Here is a 21,884-nt window from a genome sequence, read left to right on the forward strand (position 1 = left end):
GAAAGGCTGGCATTACCTACAGCGTCCACCCTGGACGCGCCCGGCCCTGTCACTGGGGCAAGAGAAAAAGCGCACCGCCAGCGAGGAGACCCGCGTGGCGATATTGGTGTTTGTGGACCTATCCCCCTCTCCCTTGGGAGAGGGGTTAGGGGTGAGGGGGAGCTACGCCGAGGCACCATGAACTAGCGGCAGTGACGCGCCTTTGCTCCTCACTGCAAATCACAGCGTGTGCTGGAAGCTCAGTCCCCCTCATCCCCGACCCTTCTCCCGAGGGAGAAGGGAGAAGGTCATCGCCCGCCGCACGAGATCCCGGATCAAGTCCGGGATGAGCGGTTGGGTGAGGCGTCCGAGAAGTCCGCCCCCTACCACCAACCCGAAAGCAAACCAGATTTCCCCTTCCGCAACCCATGCCACCCGCCTAGTCTCAATCCAAAACCCGTGGGAGGGAAAACCGCATGACCTACAGACTCGCCGTATCGGCATTCGCGCTCGCATTCGCATCAATGTCTGCATTCGCGCACACAGAGGGCGGCGAGGTCGATGTCCCGGCGCCGCCGCCAGCGGGCGAGGCAAGCGAAGCAACCGCTGCCGCGAACCGCGCTGTCGCAGAACGCCTGCCGCTTGCTGACCAGGGTGATTTTACCGACGCCTCACGCGGCTTTCTTGCGGCAATCGAAGGCGACGCCATTCTGGACGAGGATGGCAATACGGTCTGGGCCATTCCGCAGTTCGATTTCCTTCAGGGCGAGGCGCCCGCCACGGTGAACCCGTCGCTCTGGCGACAGTCGGCGCTCGCGGCAAAGCACGGCCTGTTCGAAGTGAAGGACGGCATCTGGCAGGTGCGCGGCTACGACCTGTCGGTAATGACCGTCATTCGCGGCGAAACTGGCTGGATCATCGTCGATCCGCTGACGGTAAAGGAAACGGCGGCCGCCGCACTCAAACTGGTCAACGACACGCTGGGTGAGCGGCCGGTGACGGGCGTTCTCTACACGCACGCCCATGCTGACCATTTTGGCGGTGCCCGCGGCGTGATCAGCGAGGAAGAGATTGAGGCCCGCAATGTGCCCGTGCTCGCGCCAATCGGCTTCACTGAAGCTGCCGTCGCCGAAAACCTTATCGCCGGTAATCTGATGCAGCGCCGCGCCGTTCTCATGTTCGGCAATACGATCCCGCGCTCGCCAGAAGCTGTGGTCGGCACGGGTCTTGGCCCTGGCCTTCCGCAGGGCACCACGGGCCTCATCCTGCCGACAGAAGAAATTGAAGGCTGGGGCACAGTCCGCGAGATTGACGGCGTGACCTTCGAATTCATGGATGCGGGCGGCACAGAAGCGCCGGCGGAATTCATGTTCTACCTGCCGGAGTTTGACGCGCTCTGCACCGCGGAAGTCGCGACCGGGACATTCCATAATGTCCTGACCTCGCGCGGCGCAAAAGTGCGGGACGCCCTGAAATGGAGCCGGGTGATCGACCGTGCGCTCGCCGATTATGGCGACCGCTCAGACGTCGTCTTTGCCTCTCACCACTGGCCAAGCTGGGGACAGGAGAATGTCGAGAGCTTCCTGCGTAACCAGCGCGACACCTATCGCTATGTCCACGACCAGACGCTTCGCCGCGCCAATGCAGGCGCAACGATGACCGAAGCCGCTGAGACAATTCCTGAGCCAGCCTTTAGCCAGGAGGACTTCTCGACGCGCGGCTATTACGGGACGCTGAACCACAATTCCAAGGCGGTCTATCAATATTATTATGGCTGGTGGAGCGGCGTGCCCGCCAATTATCACGCCTTGCCAGATGAAGAGGCTGCGCCTCGCTATATCGAGGCGATGGGCGGTCTTGAGGCCGTTCTTGCACGCGGGGCGGAGGCCTATGAAGAGGGCGACTACCGCTGGGCCGCAGAGCTTTTCAACAAGGCCGTTTTTGCTGAGCCAGACAGCCAGGCCGCAAAGGACTGGCTGGCGGCGACATATGAACAGATGGGCTTTCAGGCTGAAAGCGGCTCATGGCGCAGCTATTTCCTGACCGCGGCGTTCGAACTCAGGAACGGTCTTCCAGACAGTGGGGCGCCCAATCTCGGCAATGCCGACTTCCTCGCCGCTGTGCCGACGCTTGATCTCTTTGATGCCCTCGCCAGCCGTTACAATCCTGAAAAGCTCTCGCGTGAGCCATTCGCCGTCGCCTTCGCATTCAGCGACACCGGCGAGAACATCCGCGTCGAGGTTGGACACGACGTGATCGTGCCGCGCAGCGTCGCTGAGGTCGGTGACACGGCAGCGACCCTGAACATGACGCGGGCCGACTTCAACAGGCTGATCCTGCGCGAAGCTGGCGTGCCTCAACTTGTCGGCTCTGGCGCACTTGTAATCGAAGGGGAGGGGGCAGCTGCTGCCGCATTCCTGGGCGCGCTCGACCAGCCGGACTTCTGGTTCCCTGTGGTGACGCCCTGATGCGATATGCAGACGGCGCTGATTGGCCTCTTGCCCGCGCAGGGCCATCCGGTTAGTCAGGCAATCTGGTTGGAGAGGTGGCCGAGTGGCTGAAGGCGCGCCCCTGCTAAGGGCGTATACGTTTACGCGTATCGAGGGTTCGAATCCCTTCCTCTCCGCCAGCCAGTCTTCCGAAAATTCCGAGAATCGAGACGTCTGCGAATAGTCCCGACAATTCCGGGACTTATCGCCCGTATCAGCGACTAAAATCTGCAGTTTCCGTCTCCATTCTCCTGCAATCGTGCACTTTCAGCCAAAAGTCTCTGTCGGCCAATGTTTCAGTCAAGTTTAGCGGCATTTTCCCTGTTATCGCCCGATTTACAGCGAAATCGCTTATTTTTGCAGGGGAACGTCGACTCTAAGGGCTGCAAAATCTCGTGTTTACAGTGCTCTAAAGCTAAATTCCCTGCGTGCAATAACAGGGAATTTTTTGATCTATAACAGGGAAATTTATTTTCATTAACAGGGAAAAATCGGTGAACGGACCAGGAAAGCGTCCAATAGTGACATGCTTGTGCGGGACGTTCGATCTCTTTCGGTTGGTGTTCAAAAGCCGAGGGGAGCTGCCGATGACGAGATTGTCAGTTGAGAAACGTGCGGAGCTGCAAGCGTTCTCGTGGGCTCATCACGAGGCGTGTAGCGCAGTGACTTGAATCAGCGGGAATATTGCAAAGTAAACGACCTACCGCTGAAGCGATTTGGGAACTGGTGCGCCCAGTTCAGAAGCGAGCCGCGGCCGGAGCTGCTCTATCGTCGCGGGGAGCTAAGTCATAGCTTTAGTCATACCTTTAGTCATAAGCTAAGTCATATGACTAAGGGTATGACCGAGAGGAACATCTCAAGTCCTCAGCGCATACCGTTGAAGATTCTGCAGAGGATGCACCGGGTGATTACGCGGGAATCTAGGAGAGGAAAATCGGGTCCTGTTCGTCCCAATTTACCGGGATCGAAATCTTCGAAAGCTGGTACGCAGAGATATGCGGCGCCTGGCGTCCCTCACTGACCGCCTCAAGAATTCGTGGCGACAGAAAAGCCAGATCGAGATTGTGCGTGATGTAGGATGGCGAGACGTTCTGCTCCGCCGCAATGTCGCTGATCGCTCGTCCAGCTTTAATGGCATCGAGCCAGTCCATGGCCTTGACGACCCGACGGATTAGGGCCTGATCCACCTTTCGAGATACGTCAGCATTTTGCAGAACGAGTTTTCTTTCCACGCCGCGGCGGCGTTGTGTAAATGGAACGCGCATTGGGTGCGCGTCCTCCTCTCCGGCAAGGAGGATTTCTAGCTCAGCTGAGCCAACCACAAGCCGGTCTATTTGTTGCAGCATATCGTGTTGAGCTGGGTCACCATCAGCCGTTTGCTGTCGAACGTCAGCGCGATGCATCAGCGCATTGTACGCAGCCTGCTCAAGCTCGCGCGCAGGCAGGCGGACCTGATCATCTGCGGAGACGTAGTAGCGATATCTGCGCTGCCCTTTGCGAGCATGATGCGCGTAGAAGGATCGTCCATCTCCGCCGAACACTTTGCCGGCAAGCGGGGATGGACTGGCGGCGTTCTTTCTCGTCGTTCTGGCGACACGGTTGTTTGCGAGCTTCTCCTGAACCCGGCTCCAATGCGCTTCCGAAATGATTGCGTCATGTAGGCCCTGATAAACTTGGTCGCGATGCTTGATTTTTCCGCGATAGAGAGTGTTGGAGAGGAGCTGATAGAGATGGCCGGTTGTGAATAGCTTGCCGCCAGCTACACGGCCTGAGGCGAACACATGCTGCTTGGTCCGTAGGTCAGCTCTATCAGCAAAGTCCTTGAGCTTCCGCACGGAGCCCAGGACGGCGTATTTCTCGAATAGGGTTCTGACAGTCTCAGCTTCCGCTCTGTTGATGACTAAGCCGCCGTCGGCTTTGTCGTAGCCTAGCGGTAGAACGCCGCCCATCCACATGCCTTTCTTCTTGGACGCAGCGATCTTGTCGCGGATCCGCTCGGCCGTTACCTCACGCTCGAACTGGGCGAAGGAGAGCAGGACGTTCAGTGTAAGCCGGCCCATGCTGGAGGCGGTGTTGAATTGCTGGGTCACCGAAACGAACGATGCGCCTGTCGCATCGAACCGCTCGACCAGCCGGGCGAAGTCGGCAAGCGAGCGTGTGAGCCGGTCGATCTTGTAAACCACGACCATATCGATGCGGCCGGCTTCGATTTCAGCAATCAGGGCTTGAAGGGCAGGGCGATCCATGGTCCCACCGGATATCCCGCCATCATCATAGTGCTGCGGCATGAGCTTCCAGCCCTCATGGCGCTGCGACCGGATATAGGCCTCGCAAGCATCCCGCTGCGCGTGCAGCGAGTTGAAGGCCTGGCCAAGGCCTTCGTCGGAGGACTTCCGGGTGTAGATGGCGCAGCGGACCTTCTTCATGTCTGTACACCGAAGAAGCGAGGTCCGGACCACTTGGTCCCGGTGATCTCCTTTGCGATGGCGCTCAGCGATCGCCAGGTCTGGCCTCTCCAGAGATAGCCGGCCTCGGTGATATCGACGGTGTGCTCGACGCCGTTCCATTCTCGAATGAGGCGCTGGCCGCTTCTGGCCGGGGAGGTGCTGTCAGCCGCGGACCCAGTTAGCCGTCGCAGCTTACGAACAAGCGCCGCCCGTGGGCGATCTGAGGTCTGCCATTGGTGTTCGCTGGTCAGGATCTTAGCCATCATGGACGAACGAAGTTTGGGCGGCGGCGCTGAACCGATCGTCTCGATCCAGCGCTCTATAAGCTCCTCTCGCGAAAGACGCTGGAAGTCGACCAGGCTCACGCCCTGTCTCCGCGCAATTTGAAGCGCGCGGCAGATTTCTCGGTCTTTGCTACCCGGTCGATGACATAGCCGCGTTTACGCAGCCGGGTCATGGCGGCACGGACGGTGTGTGGCTGCCATGTCAGTAGGGCCGAAAGTTGCTTCAGCGTTTGGCCTTTGCCGGTCAGCGCCGCGACCAAGCGCGCTTCCTTGGTGCCGTCTCTTGGGGCGTCGAGTGTGTCTTGATCAGTCATGACTTGTCTCCTTTGAATTGTGGGCGCGATCATTCACTCCCACTGAGACAAGCGCGGGCCGATACCGGGCCGCGCTTCTATTGTCGAAGACAGCAATGCTCGGAACGCGAACGAAGTCTAGCGGCCCGCGAAAAAGCTGCGGGGACCGGATTGTCAAGGAACCGAAATTGTAACCTCGCTTCCTGCATTTGGGCTGTTCTTGAGCCAAAAACCTTTGAAGAGCCGGACTGGTGAGGGGCACCCGGATGTCTCGAATACAACGCCCATTTTTGCTTCAACATTACGGCTTTCTCTGTTTGGAATTCTAAGTGCCGATCGCCGCCGCTTGCGGTAAAGGTCCGCCACGGCCTATCGACTATCGCCAGAGTTTTCGCTTAAATGTCCCATGGCTGCTGCACTTGAGATTCGAAACCTCCGCAACATCACGCGACTGCGTTTCGAGATCCCGGATCCTGGCGTCTGGCTTCTGACGGCAGGCAACGGGGCCGGGAAAACTACGCTGCTCGCCTGTCTACGCCGAACCGGACAATCGAATGCCTTTCCGATCCACTTCCCATCATCACTTCGTTCAGAGCGCTTGGACAACCACAGCGAAGGGACCGTAACATATGAGATCGAAGGCGAAACGGTCGAATACGCCTATCGCGGAGAGCGCTGGACACCGCGGCCGCGCAGCAATTCGCACCTCTTCGACGAGCTCGGATATCCATCGGTCATCTATGTCGGAGCGACTGCGGATCGCCTCACCCCCAGACCAGAGGACTTCGACACGCGCAATATCCGTGCGGCGAACCCAGCGATCATCCACGCGGCCAACGCCATTTTCGACACCGATAAGTTCAACAAGCTGCGTACAACCAATCTAACCCGCGGAGCTGGTAACGAAGCGTTCGTACTTGCGTTGGGGCCCCAGCCCTACACTTATCACTCCGAGAAGCACTTCAGCTTGGGCGAGCTGTGCGTGCTAAAGCTGCTCCGTCTCCTTGGGGAGGTCCAAAACGACAGCATGATCATCGTCGACGAGTTGGAAATGGCGCTACATCCCCGCGCCCAGGTAAACTTGCTTCGTTACCTACAGAACCAGGCGGCGGAGAAGTCGCTAACAGTGATCTTCTCAACGCATTCTGTGACCTTGCTGAAGTCGATCGACAGGCGCTGCATCATCTACCTCGACAAACAGGACGATGGGGAGATCAAGGCGGTTGTCGGATGCTTTCCAACCTATGCTATCGGCAATATCGCTTCGGATGAGGAGACGTTGCCCGACATCATGCTATACGTCGAAGACCTTTTCGCGCGAGAAATGGTGACCGCCTTCTTCGAGAAGTTCGCCGACGAGAGTGTGCCCGACCCTACCGCCCGGCCGAGTATCAAAATCGTGCCGATTGGGCCATTCGACGCAGTCGTAGCCTTCCTCCAGCGCAACCGGTCAGTGTTGCCAAACACGGTCATCCAAAAGGCTGTGCTTGACGCCGACGTCGCGACCGACAGCATCGCGGTTTGGCGGCAGAACAATAATCATACACAGCTGGCGAAATTTCAGCGGCTGCAACGCGACATCTCCTTTTTGCCCTTCACCCCGGAGGTCGGCCTAGTAAACCATATTGCGGCCGATGTTAGGGCGTTTGAGATCCAGCTGCGGCAAAGGTGCAACGACAACCAGATTAGAATTGCCGCGATCTTGCGTGGTCATGATCCGGCGCTGCGTGGCGGCTCCCAGCGACGAGCGGCGAAACGCACTATCAATGAGCTCATCGACTATCTCGAAGGCAGAACGCAAAAATCGGAGGAGGTCCTCAGGGAGCAACTGTGTGGTGTGTTCGCGAACCGGACGTGGGCGCAGCACCGCGCCGCCTTTATGCATCTCTTCGGACCCATGCTCGGCTAGCTGCCGATTGCCTGAGATCTTCCGATGGCGGGCCAAGTGTCTCATGGGCTTGCCAGCGGCACGTGCCAATTCAGCCTGTAGGCTGACCGGTTCGGGAAAGTGACGCTGCGACTTGCTTATGGGTTAGCATTGGGCGCAGGCCCCGAAGCCTCCATTTTTGATTTCGAGCTGAGGAATTGCGCGCTCACTGCGGCCGGATCAGAAGTGTTTTGCAAAATTCAATGCAAGAGCTACGCAGTCGGGCGGCTTAGCCTGCAGCTGCGTAATAAGTCGCCTAAACGAAAGGTGAAAGCGAAGCTCCAAAGCTGAGGATCCGGCCGCTGCCACTCTGGCTAGATGATGAAAGGCGGGACACTCGAACCCGGAATGGTCCATTTCTTGGTATCAGTGCATGAGAGGGTCAGACTCGTGAAATCATTAAGGGACGCGAGGGTCTCAGGTCACTTTGTACTCCCGACTCGCCGTCGATTTCTCGATAGGTCGGAATAGTTGTTTTTCTTATCAAATAGATCAAGAGTCAGATTATCGCGGCTCGATTTCATCGCTTCGCCCACATGCATGCAGGGATGCTTGATCCTCGAAAGTCTCTGGTCACCTTCGAAATGCGCCCATCCGCCATTTGGCATGTGAACGCTTAAGATGTGCGCTCCACATTTCGGACAACTGTGTCGGTATCGGGTACTTTTCTCGCTGGTGCTGTGCTCACGCACAACCCAGCATTCTCTGACATGAACTATCTTGCCGCTGGCCAATCGCCGAGCGTGGGCACTTCTTTTGGAAAGTCGGGCAGCCATCAGATTACGCCCCTTTCTTCAACAGCGCTTCCAGTAAGCCCTCTGCGGACGTAGAACCCGTTTGGAATCGCATCTTGGACCAGAGGGACATGCGAAATCAGGCCGACGGCGCGGGATTGTCTGACGAGACTATTTAGGACGTTCAGGACCTGGTCGAGGGTGCCTGAACCGTTCTCGGTGTCGAGGCTTCCAAATCCCTCATCGATGAAGATGGTATCGAGGCGGACTTTACCGCTTGCGGACTCAACAACGTCAGCGAGTCCCAGCGCGAGGGCGAGCGCCGCGATGAACGTCTCGCCGCCGGACAGCGTGTCGGTTCCCCTCGATTTGCCCGTATGGACATCGAATACTTGGATGCCCAGACCACGGCTGCCGCGTCCGACTTCGGTGTCGCGCTCGAGTTGGTATCTGGAGGAGGTCATCGGGCCGAGCCGGACATTTGCAGCCTCGAGGACGCGATCGAACATGGCCCCGATCGCGTAAGTTTCGAGCTTAAGGTTCAGCGGATTATCGCCGTTCGCCAGCGCCGCGATTTTGCGAAGGGGGCCGGACTCAGCTTCGGCTTCGTCCAGTTTGCGCATGGTGTCTTCGAGACTTTGCCTTAGCTTCTCCAACTGCTCGACGCGGTTGCTGGCAGCGATCCGGTCTTCCGTTGCTTTGTTCACTTTAGCTACGGCGGCTTCGTGAGCTTCCTTCAACACAGGAAGATCCGGGCGCGACAGATTGCCAATCGCCGAGGCCGCAGCGTTTGCCGCACCCTGCGCCTCGTTCAATTCAGTCTCGTACGTCCTGACAGCTTCACTATCTGAATCGATGGTCGCAATGGCGGATTTGAGAGATTGATAAAGCTCTTCCGTGAACCCTTGCTCGGATAGACGCGTTCGGAACATTGCCTCAGCTTTCTGGAAGCGGACCTTGCAGACTGCAGCTGACTCCTCAGCGCCCTTGCGCGTGGCATCAGCGGAGAGGACGGCCTCGCGGGCCGCCTTGAGCACAGCTTCGGCCTTGTCTTTCGCTTCGACCAACTCGGCCAGCAAGCGTGACGTCTCGTCCATGGCGGACATGACTGCACTCTGCGTACGGAGTACGTCGGGGACCGCTTCGAGTTTTCCATCGCGGGCGGCTCTGGCTTCGGTCGCAACGTTGCGGCATTTATCCGCTTCGCCGCGGAGGCGTTCGGTCTCGGTTTCTTGGGCTTCAATCTGCTTGTCGAGCGCTTCGATAGCCGCCTCGGCTTCCTCAAGATTGATGGCGGGACCTAGTGCTTCGAGGTCAGCCTCAATCTGTCTGACGTTCTCGAGAATCGCCGCGAGCGTGTCTGTCGGCTGTTCCAGTGAAGAGAGAGTTTCCTCACGTGCCTCGAGCGTGGCTTTCAGCCCGGCTAGCTTTTCACTGGCCTCGCGGGCAGCGTGTGCAGCCGTTTCAAACCGGTCGCGGGCTTCGCGGAAGGCCTGATCACGTCCCGCATTCTCGATATTGCCCGTGGCAGGGTTCGGATGGTCGGTCGATCCGCACACAGGACAGGGCGCATCGATCTCAAGGTTGGTTGCGAGATGCAGAGCTTGCGCAGCGGCCAAGGCCTGCTCCGCCGCTGCATAGGCGGCGCGCGCCTCGGCTTCATGCTCTAGCGCCTTGGCTGAAGCTGCGCTTTCTTTTTCAAACGCAGCTGTCGCCGACCACACGTCCGCTTCTGCTTTCCCGTAGCCCTCGGCGGCTTTCTTCTGGGTCAGGAGATACGTTTGCGCTTTAATGAGCTCACCGCGTGCGCTCTCAGCGCTCCGCGCTGACTTGAGTGCAGTTTCGCGCTCTACGCGCGTTTTGCGCAATTGGTCGAGCCGATCTTTACTCTTCTCGAAGGTCGCCTGGGCAATTCGCTGCGCCTCGAGCGCTGCCTCCACGGCTTCAGCGCTGGCTGAAGCCGCCTCAAGAACCCCGGCAAATCGCTCAAGATCATCTTTGCGTTTGCGCGCGGCCTCGATTTCTGGAGCTCTTGCCTGTTCCTTATGCACAGCTTCGGTCGCGGCCTGGACGTTTTTCTGGGCCTTGTTCGCCGCTTCTTTGGCTACAGCGAGTTTATTGTTGGCATCTCGAACATCTCGCAGCGCCGCTTTGAGCTGGTCTTCGACATCCAAAATCAGCCGGGCGCGCTCCGCTTGTTTTACCCTAGTTGAGATGGCTGCAAATTCAGCCTTGCGACCCGTTAGGACAATGAGCGTCGCTTGTGTCTGCTCCGACGCCACGAACTTTGCCTCGACCGCTTCGGCAGACCGAAGCGCAGTCTCCGCTTTCACAGCGTGTTGCTTTGCTCCCGCTTCGACAACAGATCGCTCCTGAACCCCAGTTTGGGCTACGTTTATGCCGTCGAGCAGGGCGTCAATGCTCTCAAACCCTTCGGCTTTGAGCCGTCCAGCGCAGACCGCCCGTTCGTCGCGCACCTGCCGTTCGGCGTCAGCGGCCTGTTCCTTCAGGTCAGCCATCAAGGCCTGATAGAGCGAGACGTCGAACAAGTCTCGAAGGATTGTCACACGTTCATTGGTTTTGGCGGACAGGAACTTTTCAAACCGGCCTTGCGGGAGCAAAACGATTTGCCGGAACTGTTCTGCGCCGTATCCGAGGAGCTCCTCAACGGCGGCTTTGACAACCCCGACTTTCTTTTCAGCGATAATCTTGCCGCGCTTCTCACCGGTGATCTCGTCGAGCGAAAGTCCTGTCGCCTCGAAAAGATAGGCTTCATGAGCGCTTTGGGTTTCACCTTCGCCGCGCTGTTTCGGGCGCATCTGGTCCGGCTGGCGAACCACCACGAAACGCCGTTCCCCCACGTCGAAGACGAACTCGACTTCCGTGAGCAGGTCGGCCGCCGCATGATCAGAGCGAAGAGACGTGCGATCTTGTTCCGACTTCGACGCCTCTCCAAACAGCGCGAAGGTCATTCCACTAAAGATTGTCGATTTGCCCGAACCGGTCTGGCCGTAGATGCCAAACAGTCCCGCCTCAACAGCGTTGCGGAAATCGATGACCTCCCTGTTCGCATAGGGACCGAAGGCCTGGAGTGTGAGTCGGACTGGTCTCATTCTGCATCCTCCCCCTGCCGCAAGCGCGTGAGGGAAGCTGCAACAACTTTCTGTTCGGCATCGGTGATGTCTTCCAAGCCGACTTCGCCGAGGAAATTTCGGACCGTGTCCGCTGGCTCAGCAGCGATTAAAGCCGTTCCGTTCACGAACTTCGTCTCAAGCGGGCGATCATTGCGAACATAGACTAGCTCGCAGGCGTTCGGAAACACGCCCCTCAGTCGCTTCATGCCGTCAATGACGGGTGCATCATCTGTCAGTTCCGCCTTGATGAAATCGCTCGATGGATCGGAGAGCAAGAGTTCTGCATGTTTGCCGCGCAAAACCCTGGCGCGTCTGATCGGTTCGAACGGCAGGATTTCGACCGACACCTGACCGCCTGCATCAATCTCGACCAGGCTCATCGACTTTTCCGAGTTGGCTTCGTCGAAGCCGAACGCCAGAGGCGAGCCCGAATAACGAATATGCTCCCGGCCCACCGACTGGGGGCGATGCAGATGTCCGAGAGCGACATAGTGCGCTCCGTCGAAAGCGGAGGCCCCAACAGTTTCGATGCCCCCAACCCGCGTCAGGGAACGCTCACTTTCGCTGACCGAGCCTCCGGTGACGAAGGCGTGTGCGACGATAATCCATCGCGCACCTTCAGGAATATGGGCGCGGGCGGCTGCGACCTGGGCCACCAGCACATCTTCGGGCGTATCAATGGTCTCGCTCTCGAAGCACTCGCGCGCTGCATACTCATAAGCGAATGGCAACGCCGAGATCGCAACGGAGCCGTGCTGGTCCGTATACAGCAGTGGTGCTTCCTCAGCACTGATCGCACCGCGAATGAGCCAGCGTGAACGATCCGCAGCAATGGCTGACAGGTCGATACGGTCCCCTGAGTCATGATTGCCCGCGATCATGGCGACAGCGGCGTCGGTCTCGGTTTTGATTCGTTGTAGGAACCCTTTGAACTGCCGCACTGCACTTTGTGGCGGCGACGCCCTGTCGAAAACATCACCGGCGATGATCAACGCGTCAACGCTATGCGCCTTCACCGCCTCGACGATCTGTTCGAGCACCGCTGCGTGATCCTCCTCAAGGGATATCCCATTGAACTGGCGACCGAGATGCAGGTCCGAAGTGTGCAGCAGTTTCATGGCTTGTTCCGTATAGTTTTTATACGTATACTTTATGGCCGCATTAGTTATCAAGAGTCAAGTGAGGAAACCGGATGACGCTCGACAACCTGAAACATGCCCAGCGACAGAGGCTCCTTTTTCTCGACCGATGCTTTACCTGGCGCGGAGTTGGTCGGCGACGAGATCTCACCGACCGGTTCGGAATCTCGACAGCACAGGCCGCCAATGATTTTCGGGCCTATCTCTCGCTTGTAGAGGACGCGCCGGAATATGACGCTCAATTGAAAGCTTATGTCGCCAAACGCCACCATCGACCTCTCGCGCCGTCTTCAATGCAGGACGTATTCGAGGTTCTCGACACTAGCTCGGAAGATGAATTACCTGCAGCGCTGCCTCGCGCAAATAGGTGGCTGGACACTCATGTCGCGATCGCATTACACGACGCCATCTCGAACAAGCGGAAAATCAAAATTTCTTATACCTCGATGAGTTCTGGGGAAACGGCGCCACAATGGATTGCGCCGACGCGTTTTACATTCGACGGCGAAACCATTCACTTCCGCGCCTACAGCTTCAAGCGTGGCGAGTTCCGGAATTTCCACCCCTCCCGTATTGAACCGAAGATCGACTACCCAACTGGTGAGATAAAAGCTCCGTTACCGTTTGATCTCGAATGGCACACACTGAGCGTGATCTGGCTTCGCCCAAGCGTGTATCTGAGCTCCGCTCAAGCTGCCGTCGTCCGAAGAGAGTATGGCTTTAGCGACGACCTGCTGAAAGTCGAAGTGCGTAAAGCCTTGGAGTTTTATATAGATCGACGTTGGGGCTTGAACGAACCGGGGGCACGTCTTGAAAAGGTTAAGACAGAATTAGTTTGGCCTGAAGACAACGGAACACTATCAACTAGAAGCTAACATACGCTTTTGCGCCCTAAGAGGGCATTTGCCTCATCTTCGATCGCATAACGGCCTGTATGAGAAGGAAGGCTACGGATCCGCGGGCCCTGCGTTAAGCGTTTCGAGAAAGGAAACAACGCTTTCTATCTCTTGTCCCGACAGAGGTTCTGGCAACGCCTCAGTATCGATCCACCGCGCAAGCCGAGCGAGATCTTCTCGCCGTTGGCGGGCCGATCGACCGCTGCCGTCGTACGCGGACAAGGGGTCAAGGTGAGCAACTATTACGTTCTGCAGGCTCGACATCGAACCAGAGTGTGTCCAAGGGCCAGTCTTGGCTACGCTAATGAGCGGCGGTGTGCGGAATTTATACAAGTCGGTAGTGTCGTACGTAACGTTAAAGCGCCCGTAGTCTACCCCGAAGCCATTCTTGCCAAATCCCGCTTGCAAAAAGGGCATTGCGTGAAATTTCAGGTCGCTCAGCAGGGAGCCTGTGTGACAGCTCGAGCAGCGGCCTTTTCCATAGAAGATCAAGCCTCCTTCAAGTTCTTCTGCGGATAACTCACCACCGTTGAAAACGAAGTCGTGAAATCTTGTCCGTCGAACCGAAAACCTCTCTCGAATAAACGCGGCAACAGAGGCGGCGATGTGTTTAAACTCGAGCGCCTCAACTGAAACTTCGTTCGCAGCTGCTATAGCTGGGCCCAGTTCAATATCCTCTTGAATTCGTTGTGTGAGAACGGAATAAATCTCTGCCGCGCTATCGACGTCCTCTTTCTCAAGGTCTTCGCGAACGCCGCTGTCGCGAACAACCATTTCTCTAATTTCTACGAAAGGGAGATGGACCGCCACAAATAGCGGGTCATCGTTTGAAGGCACGGATGAGCCGAATTGACTGATAATTCCATTATCGGTTCTTTTTATCTTGCCATCCCAGAACAGCGTATCGAAGCCTTTCGAGCCGCGTCCCCACAACGCAAGCGTGTTGCGAGGGACGACGTCTCCACCGCTTTCCAAGCGCTTGAGTCCTTCTCCGTGTCCACCCGTGCCGACCGCGTTTGGAAGGCCGTCGGCTGACGCAAACTCATCAAGGTGACAGGTGCTGCACGAGGTGTCGCCATTAAAGCTGAGAAGTTCTGACTCAAACAGGACCGCGCCGATTTCTACCAAGTCTGGATCCGTCTCAATCTGGATTTCCTCGAGCGGGACCACGCCGGCCTGAATTGCCGCCCGGCGCAAAGCCTCTTCACGCATTGGCGAATTGCCCGAAAAGGACACAAGGAGGCAGTACGCACTGATGCCGAGCATAATTTTAATAACGGATTTCATGGGACTCCACGACGTCCTTAAGACCGTCCGCATCGGCTTCGATCGCCTTCAGACGCATCAGGCCAAGTTCGTTTTCACGAAGACCCCACATCATTAAGTTCTTCTGCATGAGATCGTAATCCTGGCAGTCTATGAGCGCCAGTTCGGTCTGTCGTAATCGTTCAACATCAGACTGGGTTGTCGAATGCGAAAGCTGAGATTTTGCAAGATAGTGCGCCCTCATGGCGCTGTCGCACTTGAAAGTCAGGTCGCCGTACTCTGCCTGATGCAATTGAACCAAACTCCATCTCCAAGCTGGCGCGGCCAACAAGCCCACCGCAATTCCAATAGAGAACGTAACGATTAGAAAGAGCTTACTTTGCCTCGATACCCAAGCCATCAAGAACCTCAGGAGTGATCGTTCCAGTCACCGAATAACCATGTTCAGTTTGGTATTTGGTAATGGCGGCTCGAGTTTCCGGTCCGACAATGCCGTCCAGTGTGCCTGTATAGTATCCATATGCGTAAAGGCCGGCCTGCACCCGCTTCACAATCTGGGTGAACTTCTCGTCTTTCTTCGGCAGTGGCTCTGGCGCAGTGGACGATCGCGGCAGCACGGACTGAGGCGGTGTGCTTTCCGATGGATTGCGACGAGCCGGCGGAGGAGGGGGCGGCGGAGGGCTGTACGTCGGAACGCTCCGCCTGCCACCCGAGCTAGAACGATGGGAGCTATGAGACCGGTGTGAAGAGTGGGACCGATGCTGCGCCAGTGTGTAATCATGCTGTAAACGAAACGTGTCGAACAAGGAGGGGGCGTTCTCAACCGGATCGTCTCCGGAACCGTGTTGCGGCAGCCCAGCCTGGGCCTGAGGCACGGTAAATCCAGCGGCAGCAAGTGACCGGATCAAAAACTTGCGTGCACTTGTCATCGTATTGGCCCCGCCCTCTCATAGTCAGCAAGTGTAGCATGCCACGCAAAAAAGCCGGCGCAAAAAGACTTGGCCGTGCAATCCTTACATTCAGAAGAAAAGGCATTCTTCCAATCCGAGATTGAGGCGTGCAGGTAGGGGCGAAGCGCAGGGCTGACCGTACAATACGGCATGTTAAAAAGAGCCACATCCAGCGACCGACTGGTGGCGATAGAAACTGCCTCGTCGAGCGGAGCGGTCTGTGCTGAGTGATCCACGAAGAGATCCGCCCACCTGTTTCTGGCGAACCCTATTCGCTCCATCTGCATGATTGCCCACGTTGAAATGAAAGGCAGTCGATTGCTCACCATGCGCGCAAGCTCTGGCAAGCTCGAATAGTTTTCCCTCAGGAGGACTGTGCGCAGTTCGATCGATTGGCCAGAATGCGCCAGTAGAGCAAAACTGCTCATGAGCTGTGCGAACGCGCCGGGTTTGGCCACGATCTGGTCGTGCATTGCGGCTTGGTCACTGTAGAGCGGAATACCCCATTTTACTCGTGAATACACGGTCAAACGAAGCCGTTCCACATCCGCGGTGTCGAAGTGCTGAGCATTCGTCAGAATGTGAAAGGTGAGGTCAGGGCGAGCCTCGCCAACTGTTTCGAGTAGTTCAAAGAGTTGATGTTTGAAGAGTAGCGGCTCGCCGCCCGAAAAGCCGATTTGTGCACAAGGCTCTGCCAGCAAGCAGGCCTGCTTGAGGTGGTCGAACATGTCTAGGTGCGTCTTGCGCGGAGGCTGAGAGCACATCTGGCAAAGCTGGTCGCACCGCTCGGTCACGAGAAGTGTGTTGTGGCTGGAACCCGAGCGAAGCCAGCGGTGCAACGTGCCAGTCGCCGGATTGGCAAAGATGACATCGCCGTTCATCGACCGCCCCATATCTGAGGCGACTGAAAAACTCTGTTCGCGATACTGATAAATGTGGACGTCGGGCAATTCAGCGCTGAGAGCCGCAGTATTATTTGCGCTTTCCAACCCTACTCTCGCGACGAATGGAGGAGCGCTTTTGTCTTCGAAACTGGCTTTGATCATGAGCGGGATCATAAGTGCTGTTCACCCAGCTTTGTCGGGACCGGTAGCTCCAACCACTTCGACAGGCTCAGTTGAGTGTCGGGGCAGTCGGAATAGATCAGGCTTGCGGCTAAGTCGAACAAGTGCGTATGGCGTTGGCAGAAGGCGGTCCTTGGTCGGGGCGGATTGACGTGCCCATGCCTTGCTAGGTCGTCTATCGGATCACGGCCACAAGCGGACTGATAGGGGCAGCGCGAACACCATGGATCCAGAGCATTGAATGCGGCCGCCTGCATTTGTGCCCTTCGACCAAGATCGAGGCCGTTTTGAACATTTCCCAAATTCAGGTCCACCTGGCCGGTTCGCGCGAGCATCCTTGCTTCATCGGTTGGATAAAGGACCCCGTCATAGTCGATGACGAGGTGATCATAGCCGAGCCAGTTCGGCGAGCGAATATCAGCGTGACTATTTTCGCCGGGCCGCAAGAGCCTCTTGATTAGGTGTGTGAGGTAAAATTCTTCCCATGCAGCGCCACAATTCGACGTATTCCGGCTGATCATAGCGTGGATCACGCTGCTGTAGAAATTGGACCAGCGCGGATCATAGCCGACGGATGTAGGGTGATGTTTCCTGGCGAAACCATGATAGGAAACCGGCCTCAAATAGATCGATCGAAGCCCGAATGCGTCGAAGGCGTCGAGTAACTCGTTAGGCTCGGGCAGCCGATTGACATCGAGCGTCGGGAGGGCGTGAACCCTGCCGGGGGCCAAATCACATGCCTTGCTAAGATTGCTGAAAAACCTGCTCGTTCGGTCTGAGTTTTGGGTGCGCTGCACCTCGTGAAGCCAGGAAGGACCATCGAGAGATGTGCTGATGTAAACATCCTCGCTCGCCATGAAGTCTGCAAACGCGCTGTCGATCGAGGAGAGATTGGTGCACACCACAAACTGTGGTTTGCTAAATCTCGCTCTTGCGAATTGGACAACACGTTCAAGCAGATCGAGTCGTAGCGAAGGTTCGCCGCCCTGAAACTCGATCTGAATCGATTCGCCGCCATGCTCGTCCAGGTATTGAAGCACTGCCTGAAGTGTCTCTTCACTCCAGTCATATCCTTTCGCCGTCTGCGCCGCTCGCGAAACTTGGCAGTATGCACAAGAGAGATCGCAACGAAGTGTAGGAATTAGGATCACATAAGAGAGCGGCTTAGGAGGCTGCAACCTCTGTGCGAGTGCGTACAGGAACGATGTTTCGTTGAGCTGATCTTCCTTTCCAAGAAGAAAACCGCGACTATCAAGAAACGCTTTGTCGGTTGGCGTCAGATGACCATCCGCCAGTCGGGACACAAAGGACATATTCGACCGGAAGAAGCGACCCGCCTCATCGGCAACGATCGCGGTATCGTCGGCGACCCGCCGAAATCGCAGTGGCAACGCCCGTGTCATCTGAGCAAGCGTTCGTAAAGTTGTCGTCGAAGTTGCTCATTTTGCGCGGCAAGGCGGCATTGAAGGAACTGATCGTGCACGGCGATTAACAACTGATTTTTGTCGAAACCCTCAGACTTGGCGTGAAATAAGCCGCCATCGATGTACGGCTCGGTGCCCGGAATCAGCACACTGACTCGATGGACGACTTCCTCAGCAAAAGGAAGATCAACTTCAGACAGAAATATCCTAACCATGTGGTGATGCTGCCCAATCAAGGCTCTTCGGGCAAGTCGGAATCCGCGCGCATGGTTTTCTTTTTCGACCATCCCTCATTTTCTGATCCAGCTTGTGCGACCAGAATGATGTTGGACACCGATAATATACGAGAGTGGGAGCGGGTGCCCAAGTCGAGTTCCCTACACCTAGCCAACTTTTTTCGCCTTGAGTGACAGGGGCCCGCACTCCTTCAAGCCAAAAGTTCCTAAAACACAGGTTGACAGCCTGGTGGGTGATCGGGACTGTTGCTGAAGGTTAATGGGTTTCGGGGGTTTGAAAATGAAGTCGGCTTGGTTGGTGACGCTTGGCGTCAGCTTTGCGTTTTTGGTTCCGGCTTCTTATGCGCAACTGCCGCCCTTTGATACGATCAATGACGAGCCTGCCGCTCTTCCAGAGAACAATACCGCGCTTAATAGCGGCGGGGTTGATCAGTTCTCTGGCAGCTATGGCATGTCATTCGAGCTGGCGCGGATTGGCGATCCTGGTGGGCAAGGTGGCCTTAGCTATTCGCGATCTTTCTCCAATCTGAGCTGGCGCAATAACCTCGGCGGCGGTGTGTACGAAAGCAGCACGACAGGCCGGTTCACCGTTCGCTACGGTAATTTCACTGAAGAATTCACGCTCACAAATCCGTCTTTAGGCACCTACGCTCCGTGGCGCCCGACTGTATCGACGCTCGAAGAAGATGTAAGCGGCGGAAGCTGGGGTGATTTCACCTACAAAGCTTCGGACGGTAGTGTCATCGAGTTTTCTGGAGACCTTCGCGATACGTCGATCGGATTGCATGCCGCCATCACGAGTGTGACCAGACCGAATGGTGAGGTCATCACCTATGACGGTCCAAATGTCTCAAGCAGCCTCGGCTATCAGCTACGAACCGAGGACGGCAATTCACTCATCAACTCCGCGTATAAGTATTGTGACGTTACGCTCGACAATTGTAGCGGCCTTCCGTCGGGCAATTGGCCGAGCGCCTCAGGCCTCACAAACTCTGCAGGCGAAACCTACAGCGTGACCGACACAGCCGTCGGGAATAACACGCAAATCCAGGTGACCTCTCCAGAAGGCGTGTCCACGACAGTCACCCTCGACAGTAATGGCCGGGTCAGCAGCCGCGCCTATGCGGGCAATACCTGGACCTATTCGAGCTCGAGCACATCAAGCCAAACGCAATCGACGGTGACCGGCCCAAGCGGCATTTCTCAAGTCTCGACTTATAATAGCGACGGTCAAATCCTCTCTGCCGAGACCATACCGTCTGGGCAGACAAGCGGGCTTGGTGTCACCTACACTTACAAAGATGGGCTCCCTGAGACCGTAACATATCCTGAGGGCAATTCGGTCGTATACAAATTCGATCCCCTTGGACGGTTGGAAGAGATCCGCGAAAAAGCAAAACCCTCTTCAGGTGTGCCGGACAGGGTCGTTAGTTTCACCTATGCAGCCTGCGGCCCCACGACCTACAAATATTGTAGCAAGCCGATTACGGTGACGAACGAACGCGGTCTGATCACTAAATATAGCTACTCCTCAGCGCATGGCGAAGTTATCCGGATTGAGCATCCGCGGCCAAATTCGAGCGCGGATTATCCTATCCAGACATTCGGCTACGTTCAGAAATATGCCTGGGTCAAGGCAAGCTCGGGTACCTCGCAAGTTCAAGCGTCGGCGCCTGTCTGGCGCCTCGTTCAGAGCCTTCGGTGCAGTGTCCCAAGCCAGACTGACAATTGCGTCGGCAACTCCTCTGCGATCGAGGTAACCGATTATGCCTATGAGGCTGGCAACTCATCGACCCCGAGCAATGTCCTGCTCAAGTCGGTCACGCGCCGTTCTGTCGACTATTCGATTATAGCGACGACCGCCTACACCTACGACACGTGGGGACGTGTCACCAAAGTCGATGGTCCTCTTGCTGGCGATGATGACAGCTCTTGGTACGAATATGACCATATGGGCCGCGTGACGTTGACGACGGGGCCGGACCCCGATGCGAGCGGCGGCATGCAGCATTCATATGCCGCGATCAGCTACAATGATGATGGCCAGACAATCGAGCAAGAATCCGGGTCCGTGAACGCACCGAGCGGAAGCCGGAGCTTCTCCCCAATATCTGTCGCGACGCAGTTCTACGACACTTATGGCCGTCAGCAGAAGACGCAGCTGGTTGATAGCTCGAGCGCTGTCATATCAGTGAGCCAGGTCAGCTATGATAGCGTGGGACGGCCGGAATGCGCCGCGCTACGGATGAGCCCGACCAGCTATAGCTCGCTACCAGCATCAGCCTGTACTCAGTCTGGCGCCGGCATCGACCGGATCACCAAGACTTTCTACGACAGCTATGGTCGGCCCTGGAAAGCCACCAGCGCATTTGGCACGTCCGCTGCGCGTGACCAGTCGGTGAGCTATACAGATAACGGTCAGGTCGAAACCATTACCGATGGCAGAGGGGCCCGGACCACTTATGAGTATGACGGTCTCGATCGGCTCGTAAAAACGCGCTATCCTGATCCGTCTTCGTCAGGCGCAAGCTCTACGACCGACTTTGAGCTTGTAACCTACTGGGTCGATAATGGCTTATCGACCTCCGACGTGCACACCGCAAAGAACCGGAACGGTGAGACGTTCGGCTTCGCTTACGACAATCTGGGCAGGATCGCTGATATCTCCCGTCCATCTGGGCTGTCAGCGCTGAGCTACACCTATGATGGCCTTGGGCATCAAACGTCAGTCACGTCGGGCGGCACAACGCTCAGCTATGGTTGGGACGTTCTCGGCCGGATGACGTCAGAGCAAAGCGCGATCGGCACTGTCTCTTACCAGTATGATAGCGGCGGACGGCGCACGCGGATGACATGGCCGGACAGTGTCTACATCACTTATGAATACCTTGCAGGTAGCTCGGCGCTGACGACCATTCGTGAAAACGGCTCCACGCCGTTGGCGTCGTTCACCTACGACAGCCAAGGTCGCCGCAGCGCGCTTGGCTATGGCAATGGGGTGACGACAACTTATGGCTATGATGACGCGTCCCGCCTCTCTGATCTCAACATCAGCGTGCCGAACGATACCGACTACAGCGTCGAATATGACTACACCTACAATGCGAGCGGTCAGATCGTTCAGAGACAGGTCTCTAACTTCTCCTATGCCGATCAGCTGCCTGCATCGGGCCACAGCTACGCCTATGACATGCAGAGCAAGCTCACCTCAACCGACTCGCAGTCTGTCACGCATGATGCACGCGGCAACCTCACCAATGATGGCAACCAAAGCTATGCCTATGATGCTGAGAACCGCCTCACCAGTGTGAACTCGGGAACCTCGCTCAGCTACGACCCGGCCGGCAGGCTGACAACGGTGTCGGATACGGCCAATACCAAGATGCTCTATGACGGTGTTCAGCTCATTGGCGAATACGATAATGGCGGCAATCTGCTACGGCGCTACGTGCACGGGCCTAGCCTGGACGAACCGCTGGTTTGGTATGAAGGCTCAGGCGTCAGCTCTTCCACCCGCCGGTACATGAGTGCAGACGAGCGCGGGTCGGTGACCCTGCTGAGCGCTGCGTCAGGCACGTCCATCGGGCTCAATCAGTTTAGCGTGTTCGGTGAACCGAGCGCT

General features: G+C 56.9%; 15 protein-coding genes, 1 tRNA gene and 1 pseudogene. 5 read left to right on the plus strand and 12 right to left on the minus strand.

Annotated elements, in window-relative coordinates; translation table 11 throughout:
• Positions 1 to 455: 455 nt before the first annotated feature.
• Both D1222_RS15550 and D1222_RS15555 read left to right on the plus strand, forming a co-directional pair.
• Positions 456 to 2,447 (plus strand): alkyl/aryl-sulfatase, encoded by a 1,992-nt coding sequence (locus D1222_RS15550; RefSeq protein WP_119455157.1) that lies wholly within the window; start codon positions 456 to 458, stop codon positions 2,445 to 2,447.
• A 71-nt stretch (positions 2,448 to 2,518) separates the two neighbouring features.
• Positions 2,519 to 2,608: transfer RNA gene (locus D1222_RS15555), tRNA-Ser, on the plus strand.
• Positions 2,609 to 3,388: 780 nt separating this feature from the next.
• Here the strand turns inward: D1222_RS15555 and D1222_RS15560 are convergent.
• Genes D1222_RS15560 through D1222_RS15570 form a run of 3 tightly spaced genes read right to left on the minus strand, consistent with a single transcriptional unit; the run spans position 3,389 to position 5,513 of the window.
• Complete coding sequence (locus D1222_RS15560; protein WP_119455158.1) at positions 3,389 to 4,894, minus strand: recombinase family protein; 1,506 nt, start codon at positions 4,892 to 4,894, stop codon at positions 3,389 to 3,391.
• Positions 4,891 to 5,280, minus strand: a complete 390-nt coding sequence (locus D1222_RS15565) for a DUF2924 domain-containing protein (RefSeq protein ID WP_119455159.1) — start codon at positions 5,278 to 5,280, stop codon at positions 4,891 to 4,893. The genes D1222_RS15560 and D1222_RS15565 overlap by 4 nt, the downstream gene beginning before the upstream one ends.
• A complete protein-coding gene (locus tag D1222_RS15570) occupies positions 5,277 to 5,513 on the minus strand; it encodes a DUF3489 domain-containing protein (RefSeq protein ID WP_119455160.1) in 237 nt (78 codons plus the stop codon). Before D1222_RS15570 ends, D1222_RS15565 begins: the two co-directional genes overlap by 4 nt.
• 385 nt (positions 5,514 to 5,898) lie before the next feature.
• Here D1222_RS15570 and D1222_RS15575 point away from each other — a divergent pair, with 385 nt between their 5' ends.
• Positions 5,899 to 7,401, plus strand: coding sequence for an AAA family ATPase (locus tag D1222_RS15575; RefSeq protein ID WP_119455161.1), 1,503 nt, complete (start codon positions 5,899 to 5,901; stop codon positions 7,399 to 7,401).
• Between the two features lie 793 nt (positions 7,402 to 8,194).
• On the opposite strand, the gene D1222_RS15580 is transcribed toward D1222_RS15575, so the two are convergent.
• The 3 genes and pseudogenes from D1222_RS15580 to D1222_RS15585 all read right to left on the minus strand — a co-directional run bounded on the left by D1222_RS15580 (position 8,195) and on the right by D1222_RS15585 (position 12,405).
• A complete protein-coding gene (locus D1222_RS15580) occupies positions 8,195 to 10,435 on the minus strand; it encodes an SbcC/MukB-like Walker B domain-containing protein (protein ID WP_233348829.1) in 2,241 nt (746 codons plus the stop codon).
• A gap of 252 nt (positions 10,436 to 10,687) precedes the next feature.
• Positions 10,688 to 11,266, minus strand: a pseudogene (locus tag D1222_RS16005) (AAA family ATPase); the annotation flags it as partial.
• Complete coding sequence (locus D1222_RS15585) at positions 11,263 to 12,405, minus strand: exonuclease SbcCD subunit D (RefSeq protein ID WP_119455163.1); 1,143 nt, start codon at positions 12,403 to 12,405, stop codon at positions 11,263 to 11,265. The gene D1222_RS15585 and the pseudogene D1222_RS16005, both read right to left, overlap by 4 nt.
• A gap of 74 nt (positions 12,406 to 12,479) precedes the next feature.
• Between D1222_RS15585 and D1222_RS15590 the strand changes: the two genes are divergently transcribed.
• Positions 12,480 to 13,301, plus strand: coding sequence for a WYL domain-containing protein (locus D1222_RS15590; RefSeq protein ID WP_119455164.1), 822 nt, complete (start codon positions 12,480 to 12,482; stop codon positions 13,299 to 13,301).
• Positions 13,302 to 13,373: 72 nt separating this feature from the next.
• Here the strand turns inward: D1222_RS15590 and D1222_RS15595 are convergent, their stop codons facing one another.
• The 6 genes from D1222_RS15595 to D1222_RS15620 are packed head-to-tail and all read right to left on the minus strand — an operon-like array spanning position 13,374 to position 18,313.
• Positions 13,374 to 14,609: a His-Xaa-Ser system-associated MauG-like protein gene (locus D1222_RS15595; protein ID WP_182482019.1), complete on the minus strand. Its 1,236-nt coding sequence runs from the start codon at positions 14,607 to 14,609 to the stop codon at positions 13,374 to 13,376.
• Positions 14,593 to 14,988 (minus strand): TIGR03982 family His-Xaa-Ser system protein, encoded by a 396-nt coding sequence (locus tag D1222_RS15600; RefSeq protein WP_233348831.1) that lies wholly within the window; start codon positions 14,986 to 14,988, stop codon positions 14,593 to 14,595. The genes D1222_RS15595 and D1222_RS15600 overlap by 17 nt, the downstream gene beginning before the upstream one ends.
• Entirely contained in the window at positions 14,963 to 15,517 is a 555-nt protein-coding gene (hxsA, locus tag D1222_RS16010; protein WP_119455166.1) for a His-Xaa-Ser repeat protein HxsA, read from the minus strand. Before hxsA ends, D1222_RS15600 begins: the two co-directional genes overlap by 26 nt.
• Entirely contained in the window at positions 15,514 to 16,584 is a 1,071-nt protein-coding gene (gene hxsC / locus D1222_RS15610) for a His-Xaa-Ser system radical SAM maturase HxsC (protein ID WP_182482020.1), read from the minus strand. The genes hxsA and hxsC overlap by 4 nt, the downstream gene beginning before the upstream one ends.
• 8 nt (positions 16,585 to 16,592) lie before the next feature.
• Positions 16,593 to 17,993, minus strand: coding sequence for a His-Xaa-Ser system radical SAM maturase HxsB (hxsB, locus tag D1222_RS15615; RefSeq protein ID WP_233348832.1), 1,401 nt, complete (start codon positions 17,991 to 17,993; stop codon positions 16,593 to 16,595).
• 8 nt (positions 17,994 to 18,001) lie between these two features.
• Positions 18,002 to 18,313, minus strand: coding sequence for a hypothetical protein (locus tag D1222_RS15620; protein WP_119455169.1), 312 nt, complete (start codon positions 18,311 to 18,313; stop codon positions 18,002 to 18,004).
• 229 nt (positions 18,314 to 18,542) lie between these two features.
• On the opposite strand from D1222_RS15620, the gene D1222_RS15625 reads away from it, so the two are divergent.
• Positions 18,543 to 21,884, plus strand: a 3,342-nt coding sequence (locus tag D1222_RS15625) for an RHS repeat protein (RefSeq protein ID WP_182481940.1), incomplete at its 3' end; no start/stop codon positions are given.

Origin of the sequence: Henriciella algicola (genome assembly GCF_003576245.1) — a bacterium.
GTDB lineage: Bacteria > Pseudomonadota > Alphaproteobacteria > Caulobacterales > Hyphomonadaceae > Henriciella > Henriciella algicola.